This window comes from Undibacterium hunanense (assembly GCF_014284335.1).
In the GTDB taxonomy this organism is placed as follows: Bacteria; Pseudomonadota; Gammaproteobacteria; order Burkholderiales; family Burkholderiaceae_D; genus Undibacterium; species Undibacterium hunanense.
In genome coordinates this window covers 116,891-129,300 of sequence record NZ_JACOGF010000003.1, presented here as the reverse complement: position 1 = coordinate 129,300, position 12,410 = coordinate 116,891, and the positions used below count along the sequence as shown (strand labels likewise).

The following is a 12,410-nucleotide window of genomic DNA, read 5'->3' as shown; positions in this document are numbered from 1 at the left end:
GTCTCACCTGAGTTCTGAAGTTGCGCCGTAAAATCAGGTGGATGGAAAATGATGAATCTCAGTCATTTTAACGGATGATGTCTGGATTCAGCACTTCTTCATCCACCCTGGGTGCCTGGCCACGTAATACAGAATTGCCACTGTACAGGTTACGTTGATCTATTTTGGCTGGCTGACACCAGTGGGCTTCCTGCATTTCCTGGTTCAGGCTGTACACGGACAAGGCATTGGCGTAAACAACTTGATGAATCACATCGGCTGCAATGCCACGGCTGGCCATCAGACGAGCTGATTTGGGTACCGCCAGCGGGTCGGATACGCCCCAGTCACAAGCAGAGTTGACGATGATGCGTTCAGGGCCGTACTGGTTGACGATATCAGCCAGCCTTTCATTGCCCATTTTGGTGGATGGATAGATGGTGAAGGCGCACCAGTAACCGCGGTCCAGCACTTCCTGCACGGTTTCTTCATTGTTATGATCAATGACACAGCGTGCCGGATCAAAGCCGCATTCTTCCAGCACATCCATGGTACGGGTGGTGCCGCGTTTTTTATCCCTGTGTGGGGTGTGTATCATGATGGGTAATTCAAATTCTATCGCCATGGCGATTTGCGCGCGCAGGGCCTTGTCTTCTAGCTCGGTCTGTTCATCGTAACCAATTTCGCCCAGTGCCACGACACCTTCCTTGCCCAGATAACGCGGCATGATATCCAGCACGGCTTCGGCCAGGGCAGGGTTGTTGGCTTCCTTGGGGTTAAGACCTATAGCACAATAGTGGCGTATGCCGAATTGTCCGGCGCGAAAACGTTCGAAGCCGGTGATGGTGGAAAAATAATCGATAAAACTGCCGACATTTGTACGCAACTGCCCCAGCCAGAAAGCAGGTTCGATGACAGCAACGATGCCTGCTCTGGCCATGGCTTCATAATCGTCGGTGGTACGGGCGATCATATGGGCATGCGGGTCTATCATCATGCCATTACCGCCGCTGGCCAGTTGCCGGAAGGCTGCCTGGCCCTGTTGCAGTTGCCCGGCCTGAGCAAGCAGGTTTTGCAGCATTTGTGGTGTGATTGTGCCATTGCAGCAGGGGCAGCTTACTGCGCGGTCAGAAAACATTTCATCCACGATGGTGCTGTCAGCAACGAAATTATCTGAGTAATTGCCTGGATATTTGCCATTGTTGTTCATTTGCCTGCTCCTTGTACTTTAGCGCTTTTCTTCAAACATGATGTTCAGGGCGATATCTTTGATGTCTGCTACGTGGACTTTATCCTTGCTATCTGTCTGCGCACGATCAAGTATCAGCAAAGGGCCGTCGGCAGCATCATCCACCGGTCTGCCATGGGAACCCTGTACCAGGCTGGCATCCAGACCGATGACATTCATCAGACTGCGAAAGCCCAGCATCCGTTTGCCCAAACGCCATGCCACCGCGAGTTTGGGAAAACGGATATTTCTGTCAACAAATAATTCTGCCGGGTCATAGCCAGGCTTACGATGGATTTCGACGGTGCGTGCAAAGTCGGGGGCCAGTGCATCATCCTGCCAATAATAGTAAGTGAACCAGGAACGCTTGTCGGCCATCACCACCAGTTCACCCGAACGCGGATGATCAAGCCCCAGGCCTGCCCGTTCATTACCGGCCCAGATACCTTCTACACCGGCGACGCTGCTTAACAGTTTGCGCACGGGCGCGATCAATTCTGGCCGTGCAATATATACATGGGCAAACTGGTGGTCAGCCACGGCATAAGCGCTGGACGCAATAGGGTCCAGCAATTCGGCACCATCTTCTTCACGCACCACCAGATAACCGGCTTCGCGCAAGATACGGTTCAGATGAACTGGGCGGTCAACTGCTGTAATACCATATTCGGACAAGACCATGACGCGGCGGCCAGCCTGTTGCGCATGGGCGATCAGGTCACCGGCAACTTCATCGATATCACGTAGTGATTGTTGTACGACTGGGTTACTTAAATCGGGGCCGTGCCTTTGCAGGTCATAGTCGAGATGCGGCAGGTAGACCATGGTCAGGGTAGGATCTTTTTCGCTGATCGCCAGTTTGGCGGCATCGGCAATCCAGCGACTTGATTTGATTGTCGTGGCTGGCCCCCAGAACTGGAACAGCGGAAAAGCACCTAGTTTCCGGCTCAGTTCATCACGCCATCCAGGTGGCGTCGTATAACAGTCGGGCAGCTTGCGGCCATCGGCTTTGTAGATGGGGCGTGGGGTAATACCGTAGTCATGGCTGGAAGCCATGTTGTACCACCAAAACAAATTGGCGCAGGTGAACCTGGAATCACGTGCCTTGCCAGCCTCCCAGATTTTTTCACCGGTTACCAGTTTGTTGGATTGCCGCCAAAACCAGATTTCTGCCAGATCACGGAACAGCCAGCCATTGCCGACGATGCCATGCTCCTGCGGCGGCAAACCTGTCATCAGCGTCGCCTGCACAGTGCAGGTTACAGCCGGGGTCACAGTTTGCAGTGGCTGCATTTTGCCACTGGCGACAAAGGCCGACAGGCGCGGTGTCAGTTCTCCCAACAGACTGGGTGTCAGTCCAACGATATTCAACATCAGCAAACTTTGCATGCGTCTGGCCTTGCGTATTCATACAGCGGTGAGATCGGGAAGTGCATCAAGCCGTGATGCTGGTGAAGTCAATCACCGCACAAACATACACGCACATTGTTTCCTTATTATTAATTTAAACAATGCTTTTCGCAACAGATTATTAGCAGAAAATCTTTCTTTAAGAGAAATGTTGTGTAAAAAAGATATTTCTTGAAATATGTTTTAAAGCCATTGCTTATTTTGCACTAATATTTCAATATTGGTAATTATTTTTTCTGCAATGCTTATTTGCGGACATTTGCAGACTTTAGATAGTGTGGCATTCATCCTGAAATATGCCGTCGGGACGTTTGTTGCTTTTCAGTATGACGATGGTAACCCCATGTAATGCATCAATCCTGCTGATTGATGCCACCACCACAGGAGACCCAATGAGTTACCTTAACTTACCCCGTTTAGTGTTTGCTGGCCAGTTCCAGGCCGACGTGTCTACGGTCAATAATGATCCGGAACATTTCAATACCGCCCGTTTCCGTTCCAACTATCAGTTGCCGGGCCCAGGGGCGACCAACGGGTGGTGGCATCCGAATGGCACGGGTTCATGGAGATTCCGCAATTGTGTGGTTACCAGCGTTGTCTATCGCGATGGCAGCACTTGTTCTGATCCGAATCCTACCAAGCCTTGCTCAACGGCTTGCATATCGCCTTCAATGGCGAGCCGGAAAAACTGGGACAGGCAGTGGGCTTGATGTTCTCGCTACAACTGGCAGCACAGCAATTGATGGAAACGCCGTCTGGCTTGAATGATGGCACGACAGCCGGACCGAGCTTCCAACTACCGTTCCCTTATTAAAAATAGTGATGGTGAGGTATTCCCCGGACATACTTTTTCGTCCGGGCAATTTATAAATTTGCAAATAAATGCATATCAGTTTTATAATCATTTTCAGTATCGGGCACAAAGAAATGTGCAGGCACGACAGAAAACTGGAAATGGTGATCCATGGAGAGGACTTATCGTGAAATTGGCTGAACTGAACAGACTACCCGATCTGGATGTGACGGCACCAGCCACCTTGCGTGGTGCCTGGCAACAGCAACATGTGCGCGTCGATTACTCGTTTCCTGTGGTATCCACCCGTGATGCCTTTGATATCGCTAATCCTGATTTTCGTGCCGTGCTGAGTTTGCGCGAACCCCAGCGTCGCCACCGTCTTGCGATTTTCCTCGACGAAGGGGTAGCTAAAGCCATGCCCGGTCTGGTGGAGCAAATCCATGCTTATCTGCGTTTTCATCACGAAGCTATGGAACTGATTGGTGACATCTTCATGATGCCCGGCGGTGAAGCCTGCAAGAATGACCCGGCATTGGTGGAAAGACTGCTGCAGGCTTTGTCAGAACGGGCGATAGACAGGCATTCTTATTCCGTCGCCATCGGCGGCGGTGCCGTGCTGGATGCCGTGGGTTACGCATCTGCGATTTTCCATCGGGGTGTACGGCATATACGTTTCCCTACAACAGTGTTGGCACAGGACGATAGTGGTGTCGGTGTTAAAAACGCCGTCAACTGGCAGGGGCAGAAGAATCTGATCGGCACCTTTGCGCCACCCTGGGCCGTCGTCAATGATGCATGTTTCATCGATATTTTGCCTGTGCGTGAAAAACGGGCAGGACTGGCAGAAGCCGTCAAGGTGGCATTGATACGTGACCATGCATTTTTCCTGATGATGGAAAAACAGTTACCTGCATTGGCTGCGTTTGATAGCCATATCCTTAATACCGTGATTGCCCGTTCAGCCAGCCTGCACATGCACCAGATTGCTCATGGTGGGGATCCCTTTGAAAGCGGTTCTGCCAGGCCGCTGGATTACGGTCACTGGGTCGCGCACAAGCTCGAACGCCTGACTGTGCATGCCTTGTCCCACGGTGAAGCAGTTGCCATTGGTCTGGCACTGGATGCCCGTTATTCCTGCCTGGCAGGTTTGCTGCCGGCAGGCGAAGACGCACGCATCTACCGTTTGCTGACACAACTGGGTTTTGACTTGTGGCATCCACAATTGCTGGCGCAGGATGGGCAGGGTGAATTGCTGGTACTGCAAGGCTTGAAAGAATTCCGGGAACACCTGGGTGGAGAATTGACCATCACCTTGCTGGCCGCCATAGGTAGTGGTGTGGAAGTGCATGAAATGGATGCGGAACTGGTGCGTGCCGCGATAGACTGGTTACAAAACCTGCATGCAGATTTGGCGGCGCACCTGGCGACCGGTTCAGCAAGCAGCTCAGCCAGCAAGTTACAAACTGTTCTCGCTGTCTGAGCCAGAGGCCGATATGCAATTATCCTTGCCATCGCATAACGTGCATCTGACCTACTGCACGAATATCCATGCAGGCGAAAGCTGGGATGAGGTTTCATCCAGTCTCGATGAAACCATTCCTGTGATCAGAAAAAAACTGGAACTCAGTAATGACCAGGCTTTTGGCATAGGCTTGCGGCTGTCTGCGCAAGCGGCGGATAGTCTCATCTTACCAGCCAGGCTGGATGAATTTAAAGCACAACTGGCGCGCCTGGGAGCTTACGTTTTCACCATCAATGCGTTTCCTTACGGACCTTTTCATACGGTCAGGGTGAAAGAGCAAGTCTATTTGCCCGATTGGCGCGACGGCGAGCGTCTGCGTTACACCAGGCAGTGTGCCTATATTCTGGCCGCGCTTTTACCGGAAGGCATGGATGGCAGTATTTCTACAGTGCCCGGTGCCTACAAATCTGAAGCACGCACGGCTGATGCTCAGACACAGATTGTCGAGCAACTGATAGCCGCAGTGGCCATGCTGGCACAACTGGAACAAGACACCGGTAAATATATCGCCCTGGCACTGGAGCCGGAACCCTGCTGTTTCCTGGAAACTCTGGCTGAAACCACAGCTTTTTTTTGTGACCAGCTATGGGCTACCGACAGCATAGTCAAGCTGGCAGATTTATGTATCAGTACCGAAGCAGAAGCCAGTCATATGATGCGTCGTCATCTGGGTGTTTGCTATGACGTGTGCCATGCCGCAGTCGAATTTGAAGACCCGGTGAAGGCGCTACAGAAATTGAGTGCCTTTGGCATACGCATACCCAAGATTCAATTGTCCTGCGCCTTGCGCATACCCGTCATGCACGCGGGTATGCTCGCTGAACTGCAGCGTTTTGATGATGGCGTGTACCTGCATCAGGTTGTCGTCCAGAAGCACCGCAATCTGCAACGCTATACCGATCTGCCTGCGGCTATGGCTGCATATCAGGCAGGCAAGGCAGATGGTGAATGGCGTATCCATTGCCATGTACCGATATTCTGGGACAGTGATGGTCAAACGGGATCAAAAACGGATTCAAAACGGGAGCCAAAACTGGATTCAGAGCTAGGATCGACCCGGGCAGATTTGCTGGCGACCTTGCAAGCCTTGCGCAAACAGGGCTTTTCCAGCCATCTGGAAGTGGAAACCTATACCTGGGATGTTTTGCCAGCCCATTTAAAGAACGAATCCAAAGCCCATGCGATCGCACGTGAACTGGGTTTTATCATGAAAGAACTGCTGACATGAATACGAACATGAACACGATAGTCATCAACAACAGCCGCATGGGTATTTATTTGCGCCTGGGCAGGGTATCCAATCTGCCGACGGTATGGACCAATGTGCTGGCAGGGGCGATTGTCGCCAGCAGCATCACTGGCCGGCCTTTGTCCATATTGCATACCTTATTGGTGATGCTGGCAATCTCGGCCTTTTATTGTGCAGGCATGTACCTGAACGACGCCTTTGACAGGGAAATCGATGCCCGCGAAAGACCTGGGCGTCCAATACCTTCAGGGCAAATCAGTGCCCGTGCCGTGTTTTCTATCGGTTTTGTTTTACAGCTTGCCGGTATCGCCATCCTCAGTTATTACGGCACCTGGGCCATTGTCTGTGGCTGCGCGCTGGCCGCAACCATCCTGCTGTACAACGTCTGGCACAAGGGTAATCCCTTAAGCCCGCTGATCATGGGCCTGTGCCGTGCACTTGTTTATTTTGCGGCAGCAGCCAGTGCCATGGTCATCACCGGCAATATGGCAGATGAAAACCTGTTCCAGGCTGGCAGCAACCTGCCTTTGACCAGTACCGTGTTGGTAAATACAACATTTGTGCTGGCAGCCCTGGCTATCTGGGCACATGTGGTTGGCCTGACTTATGCAGCAAAACAGGAAAGCCTGAATCGCCTGGGCAGCCTGTGGCCCTTGCTGATACTGGCCCTGCCTGTACTCTTGTATGGCAGCCGTTCAGTCACCAGTTGGGCCGATGGTGGCCTGGCGTTGCTGATGCTGTTGGCGTTGATTGTCGCTGACGTTATCGCCGTGCGTTTACTGATTACCCGCCACATCGCTGGTTCGGTGCCAAAGGCCGTGGCGCAACTGATTGCTGCAACGTCCCTGCTGGATGCACTGGTGATCGCCATCGCCGGTGGCGGTGTCGCCGCCGTGGCGTTTTGCCTGTGCGCCTTTGTCATGACCAGGGTTTTGCAACGTGTCATTCCCGGAACCTGAGACTGCTGCCTGGATTAATTATTTTGATTCACTCTATGGAAGTATAGGACAGCCATCATGAGACATCCGTCGATAGAAGAAATGCAGGCATTGACCCCCACCGCTGCAGCATTGTCGCAACTGGATATCTGGATAGCTGCACGCAGTACACCAGAAGCCTTGCTGTGGTTCAGGCTGCAATGCCAGAAAATCAGCACGGCAAAACAGGAATGTGATGTCTATCGTGCCATGGGTATGGCTTCGCGTAAACTGGGTAAGCTGGATTTGAATTTGAGTGATGATGAACTGCTGGCCGCGAATTTGCTGCGCCCTGGTTTTGACCCTTCAACCTGGAGCGTCGATATTGCTGCCAGGGTGGCTTTCATACTCGCCAGTTATGCTGGTGATGAAGCACAATTTGCAAGCCAGCTTGACAGCATTGCCGACAGTGCTGAAATCAATGAACTGATCGCCCTGTATTCCGGTTTTCCCTTATACCCAGCGGCCATTGCGATAGAACACCGTGCCCGCGAAGCCATACGTTCCAGCATGCGTCCCATCTTTGAAGCGATGGCGCACCGTAATCCTTATCCCATGCAGACATTTGATGAAGCTGCCTGGAACCAGATGGTGGTTAAATGCTTTTTTCTCGACAGCCCGCTATGGCCCATACAAGGACTGGAGCAAAGGAATAATCCTGCCCTGGCTCATATTCTGATCGATCTGGTACATGAACGCTGGGCCGCAGGTCGTGTCATCAGCCCCGAGTTATGGCGTTGCGTGACGCCGTATGCAACTTATGCAGACATAACAGGCAAATCTGAATTGCTGCGCGTGCTGGAGCAGGGCAGGGATGCAGAACGACTGGCCATCGCCAAGAGTTTGCCAAAACATGACAGCAGTCTGCGCGTCATCTGTGAGCAACAGCAACTGACAGAACGGGCAGCAGATATCAGCTGGCAACAATTGCTGGAACAAACCCAACACTGATCAACAGGAGAGCACCATGTACGAAAAAAATGCCGAACACCAGCAATGGCTGGAAGATAATATAGCCAGGCTGGATGCAGCAGCAGGCACCATCCATATACAGCGTGGTGAAGACCTGTACCTGAGCGCCGCCTTGCGCATACCAGAACCGGTACTCGCCATCGTGGCGCATGTCAGCCATGGCAAAGGCATGGCCGGCGCTGCACAATTAAGCAAAGAACCGGTGCAGACCTGTAATCTGCAAGACGATAAAAGCGGCAATATACGCCCCGGTGCCAAAGCCGTAGGCGCGCAGGCAGCAATCGCCATTCCCTTGCTCAGTAAAACCGGTGATGTCATGGCGGTGGTAGGTTTCGCCTGGCAAAAAGAAGGCGATCCGGCAGAGTGGGTAGCACAGGCACCATTCCCGGATAAACTGGCTCAGTTAACAGCGAGTTTGCAAGCTGCCTGAAGTCTACGGGTTTTCTGGAAGGATTAATTTGCGCACATAGCCCTCCAATGCCACGGTTTCTCCACTGGCATTGGCTATGGGGCGACCAGGCAAGCCCATGCCTTCGCTGATAAATACACTGTTGCCAACCACGCATAAATTCGATGGTGTATCCAGATGTTCGGCCAGACTATGCACGGTTTGTCTGGCCAGATCAAAACAAAGCAGGCGTCCTGAATAACGTTTAAAACCTCCGTGCCAGGGTATTTGCGGCACTTCCGCTACAGGCATAGGCTGCAAGAAGTCTTCACATAGTTCCAGCACCAGCAATTGTCCCTGATCGGTAAACGCCATGCCCGTTGCCAGGGTCAGCCCCTCAATCACAGGACTGACCTCGCCAGTATCCAGATCCAGCCTGACGACCTTGCTGACACCTTTTTCAAAATGTATGCCAAGTTTGTCGGCATCACCCTGCAACTCGCCCGAGAACAATGAAATCAATACCGGCTGGCTGCCATTACTTTGTGGCCAGCTTTGATCCAGGATCACGGTCACCGGCACCGCATGCTGGCCGCCGGTCAAATCTGGCAGCACCCCGACTAATGCTTCTGGCTTGCTCGCGACAAATTCTATGGCCTGATTCGTATCCGGCTTGACCGTCAGCCAGCTTTGTCTTTTCGGGTGGTAACACAGGCTATTTAAATTGCCGCGACTGTGGAACAGGGTTTGGGGCGGCAAAGCTGATAAATCCATAATACGGGAACCAGATACATAATCCGTCTGACTCAGCAACCAACGCCCGCCACCATAGGCTACATCAGCCAGGCCAAAAATTTCATCCCGGCACATGCGCGCCTGCATGTTCATGGATCGAAAACCGGCAGCCACGACTTCCATTTGCCCATATACACCGGTAGCGTCGCATCTGAACTGCAATAGGCGACCAGAAAAAGCCTGTTCTGCCTCATTAATGTACCCAGTGCCTGCCTCCACCAACAGCAAGCGGCCATCCGGTTTCACTTTGATGCCGCGTGGATTATTCAACCCACGCAAGATGATGCTGGATACACAGGTTTTGCGTAAAACTTGTTTTGGTAGCGCGACAGGAAGCAAATGTGCCATGTGCAGGAAATGTAAGGTGGATTCAGGAAGTAGTTCTTCATGTGCCTGATGATAGTCTCAGTGTTTCATAAAAGACAAATGTGGTCAATATGCCATTTATTGTGATGGCATGTTGTTGATAGAGCGGGGTAAGTAAAATCGGTATGCCCTGGCGTTTGGCACAAGCATATAAGGCAAGGGGGCTCAATATTGCAATGCTTGACAAATATGCAAAATACCTCGTATTGTCTGTGCTGCTCAAACAATATATCTGAGCCTGTCTCCACCAATTTCCGCCATTCAACGACAAGGATTTGCCATGACCGACTTTGCACTTACGCTTCAATTAACCAAAGCAGATACCGCAAGTTTGAATCAGCAAGGCTATCGGGTGGCAATCGTCAAGGGGGCAGTTACCAAGGCGGATGAGGCCCTTATATGGGTCTCCTTTGCGCCATTCGAACAGAATTTCGTCACATGGAATTCATCTACCGGATTATTTGGCTCGCCTGATCCGCTCAATATCAATGCTCCTATCACTGCATATTCTTCAGAGTTCCCGGCCAGCCTGGGTATGAATTATCCATTTCAATACAATACTTTTGGCACGCCAGAACCAACTGCTCCGCCTGGTGTATATGGTATAAAAAATGTCGATGGATGCCGGATTGTTTTTGGCGTTTTGCAATCGGTCACGGCAAACGGCAGCAGCTATCATGCGCAACCAACATGTGTCATTGCGGCTGAAACCAATACTACCATCCAGTTTGACGTAACGGAGACCCTGTCGATTTTCTTGTATGAAGGATCGTCAAGCGGCAGCACGGTCATCGCCAATGTATCCGCAGTGCTGAAAGTTGACATGACAAGCAATCCACAACAAACAATTCATTTTGACGGAAAACAATTTGCTGCAGGGGTTTTGTCTTAGGGCGTGTTGACCTATCTTTTAGGCAAGCAAATGGGTTTGAAACCTTGTCTGGCTAGGCGTGCGGAGCGCTGCTCGATAATTCAAGTGAGCGACGCACAACAACGCCAGGCGAGGTTTCGGACCCATTCCCTCCGGGTTTCCGCCATAGCGCGTGCTGGACAGCGTTGCGCGTCTTGTCAGGGGCACCAGCCCTGACTGCACCACACGCCTTGCCAGCCCGCGGTATGGTGGGGGCCGCCTAGGTGAAATGCTTTGCCTAAAAGATAGGTCAACACGCCCTAGTCCGCACCCGGATCAGGCAGTACAAGATATTGTCAGCTTGTGTAGATCACGAATGCGGTGCATTTGGTCCTTGCAAAAGCTTTGCCAGATTTCTTTGCGCAGACGTGTTGCCTGGATCAAGCACCAGTGCCCGGCGGTAATGGGTGATTGCGGCCGCATTATTGTCATTGACCAGATACGCGTGCGCCAGGCTGTCTTCGGCATTGCTGCTGTCGGGATGCTTTGTGGCATTGAGTTGAAAAATGGCCAGTGCCTCGGTGCGCCGATTGGTGGCCATCAGGCGATATCCCCAGTCATTCATTTCCAGTTCTGGCCACCTGGTGCCCGGGTCTTTAGCATCCAGTTCGGCAGCGACCATGCTGGCATGATGGTAGCCACGCTGATCCAGGGCGATGCGCAGCGCTGCAATGCCGGATAACGGCAAATCAGGTGCATAGATAGCCGCGACCTTGTCGATAAAATCTTCTGGAAAGGTGCCGGTAAGATTGGTGAGGATAACGACGGCAACGCCGTCATCGGGATAAATGGCAAAGGCGGCACGTCCGCCTCCTGTCATGCCTACAGCGCGATGCGTTCCACGTTGCTGTATCTGCCAGCCCGTGCTCCATTGCCCTTTGTCGCCATTATTGAAAGTCGCAGGCGTCCATAAACTGGCAAGACTTTCCTTGCTCAGGATTTTTCCACTCTGAAGAGAAATGATCCAGTGCGCCATGTCGCTGGCGGTGCTGTTCAGTCCGGAAGAAGCTCGCCGGAATGGCAGGAAGCGTTCCGAGGTTGCACGCAAAACAGTTGCAGCTTCGGTCCACGATTGAGACTGGCTGGGTGATGTCCAGCGATAAGTCGGTGCCCGCCTGGGGATGACATCGTAAGTGTCGCCATACGCTGTGTGTTTCATGTTGGCGACACTGATTTGCGCAGTTGCCAGCGGTGCATCCAGTGGACGCCCTTCGATCTGGTTGATGACTTGCTGAACCAGCGTGTAATTGGTCTGGCAATAATCGAAGCGCTCTCCCGGCGCAAAGCGGACAGGGCGTGTCTGTACCCAGGTCCATGCCGCCTTCGCGTCTGTTTCAACCGTTGGTGCACCCATGACATCGGGCAGGCCAGACATATGGCTAAGTAGCTGACGTATTGTCACGCCCCGCCATGTTTCCGGAAGATCGGCCAGATAACTGCCGACTGGTTTGCCAATATCCAGCTTTCCCTCTTCAACCAGACGCATCGCGGCTACCCCGGTGAAGGCCTTGGTAATTGAATTGATTGCAAAAACGGTGTCGTCTTCAACGGGTACGCCAAATTCGACACTTGCAGTTCCATAGTGACGCGAGAGAACGATTTGTCCATCCTTCACTACCGCAAGCTGCATTCCGGGCATGCGTGTCTTCGTCATTTTATCGCGCAGGTAGGCATCTACCTGATCTGCCTGGCTGATAACAGGATTCGGTGTCTGCGCATGTACCGTCATCGATATGATGGCAAAAACAACTGCACCCAAAAATTGTTGACGCATGATTTTCATCCTGACTTGGTGAGATATCCTGGTGTACGGCAAGT

12 protein-coding genes are annotated in these 12,410 nt (G+C 52.2%); 8 read left to right on the top strand and 4 right to left on the bottom strand.

The window, feature by feature from the left end; translation table 11 throughout:
* Positions 1-67: 67 nt before the first annotated feature.
* Together H8L32_RS06725 and H8L32_RS06720 are read right to left on the bottom strand one after the other, a co-directional pair.
* Entirely contained in the window at positions 68-1,189 is a 1,122-nt protein-coding gene (locus H8L32_RS06725; protein WP_230412095.1) for a TatD family hydrolase, read from the bottom strand.
* Between the two features lie 18 nt (positions 1,190-1,207).
* Complete coding sequence (locus tag H8L32_RS06720) at positions 1,208-2,596, bottom strand: nucleotide pyrophosphatase/phosphodiesterase family protein (RefSeq protein WP_186946414.1); 1,389 nt, start codon at positions 2,594-2,596, stop codon at positions 1,208-1,210.
* On the opposite strand from H8L32_RS06720, the gene H8L32_RS06715 reads away from it, so the two are divergent.
* The 7 genes from H8L32_RS06715 to H8L32_RS06685 all read left to right on the top strand — a co-directional run bounded on the left by H8L32_RS06715 (position 2,595) and on the right by H8L32_RS06685 (position 8,563).
* Entirely contained in the window at positions 2,595-2,792 is a 198-nt protein-coding gene (locus tag H8L32_RS06715; protein ID WP_186946413.1) for a hypothetical protein, read from the top strand. The two genes, H8L32_RS06720 and H8L32_RS06715, sit on opposite strands and share 2 nt — an antisense overlap.
* 468 nt (positions 2,793-3,260) lie before the next feature.
* Positions 3,261-3,431, top strand: a complete 171-nt coding sequence (locus tag H8L32_RS06710; protein WP_186946412.1) for a hypothetical protein — start codon at positions 3,261-3,263, stop codon at positions 3,429-3,431.
* Positions 3,432-3,597: 166 nt separating this feature from the next.
* Complete coding sequence (locus tag H8L32_RS06705) at positions 3,598-4,893, top strand: 3-dehydroquinate synthase (RefSeq protein WP_222619253.1); 1,296 nt, start codon at positions 3,598-3,600, stop codon at positions 4,891-4,893.
* A gap of 13 nt (positions 4,894-4,906) precedes the next feature.
* Positions 4,907-6,163 carry a metabolite traffic protein EboE gene (gene eboE / locus H8L32_RS06700; RefSeq protein WP_186946410.1) on the top strand — a complete coding sequence of 419 codons (1,257 nt, stop codon included), beginning with the start codon at positions 4,907-4,909 and terminating at the stop codon, positions 6,161-6,163.
* Entirely contained in the window at positions 6,160-7,143 is a 984-nt protein-coding gene (locus H8L32_RS06695; RefSeq protein WP_222619251.1) for a UbiA family prenyltransferase, read from the top strand. The genes eboE and H8L32_RS06695 overlap by 4 nt, the downstream gene beginning before the upstream one ends.
* A gap of 57 nt (positions 7,144-7,200) precedes the next feature.
* Positions 7,201-8,112, top strand: a complete 912-nt coding sequence (locus H8L32_RS06690) for an EboA domain-containing protein (protein ID WP_186946409.1) — start codon at positions 7,201-7,203, stop codon at positions 8,110-8,112.
* A 16-nt stretch (positions 8,113-8,128) separates the two neighbouring features.
* A complete protein-coding gene (locus H8L32_RS06685; RefSeq protein WP_186946408.1) occupies positions 8,129-8,563 on the top strand; it encodes a GAF domain-containing protein in 435 nt (144 codons plus the stop codon).
* A gap of 3 nt (positions 8,564-8,566) precedes the next feature.
* On the opposite strand, the gene H8L32_RS06680 is transcribed toward H8L32_RS06685, so the two are convergent.
* Positions 8,567-9,664, bottom strand: a complete 1,098-nt coding sequence (locus H8L32_RS06680) for a hypothetical protein (RefSeq protein WP_222619250.1) — start codon at positions 9,662-9,664, stop codon at positions 8,567-8,569.
* 298 nt (positions 9,665-9,962) lie between these two features.
* Here H8L32_RS06680 and H8L32_RS06675 point away from each other — a divergent pair, with 298 nt between their 5' ends.
* Entirely contained in the window at positions 9,963-10,574 is a 612-nt protein-coding gene (locus H8L32_RS06675; RefSeq protein ID WP_186946407.1) for a hypothetical protein, read from the top strand.
* Between the two features lie 328 nt (positions 10,575-10,902).
* On the opposite strand, the gene H8L32_RS06670 is transcribed toward H8L32_RS06675, so the two are convergent.
* Positions 10,903-12,366, bottom strand: a complete 1,464-nt coding sequence (locus H8L32_RS06670; protein ID WP_222619249.1) for a serine hydrolase domain-containing protein — start codon at positions 12,364-12,366, stop codon at positions 10,903-10,905.
* Between the last annotated feature and the right edge of the window lie 44 nt (positions 12,367-12,410).

Coding starts and splice junctions, on each gene's coding strand:
- H8L32_RS06725 (WP_230412095.1), bottom strand. CDS start 1,189: ATGAACAACAATGGCAAATATCCAGGCAATTACTCAGATAATTTCGTT.
- H8L32_RS06715 (WP_186946413.1), top strand. CDS start 2,595: ATGCGTCTGGCCTTGCGTATTCATACAGCGGTGAGATCGGGAAGTGCA.
- H8L32_RS06720 (WP_186946414.1), bottom strand. CDS start 2,596: ATGCAAAGTTTGCTGATGTTGAATATCGTTGGACTGACACCCAGTCTG.
- eboE (WP_186946410.1), top strand. CDS start 4,907: ATGCAATTATCCTTGCCATCGCATAACGTGCATCTGACCTACTGCACG.
- H8L32_RS06695 (WP_222619251.1), top strand. CDS start 6,160: ATGAATACGAACATGAACACGATAGTCATCAACAACAGCCGCATGGGT.
- H8L32_RS06690 (WP_186946409.1), top strand. CDS start 7,201: ATGAGACATCCGTCGATAGAAGAAATGCAGGCATTGACCCCCACCGCT.
- H8L32_RS06685 (WP_186946408.1), top strand. CDS start 8,129: ATGTACGAAAAAAATGCCGAACACCAGCAATGGCTGGAAGATAATATA.
- H8L32_RS06680 (WP_222619250.1), bottom strand. CDS start 9,664: ATGGCACATTTGCTTCCTGTCGCGCTACCAAAACAAGTTTTACGCAAA.
- H8L32_RS06675 (WP_186946407.1), top strand. CDS start 9,963: ATGACCGACTTTGCACTTACGCTTCAATTAACCAAAGCAGATACCGCA.
- H8L32_RS06670 (WP_222619249.1), bottom strand. CDS start 12,366: ATGCGTCAACAATTTTTGGGTGCAGTTGTTTTTGCCATCATATCGATG.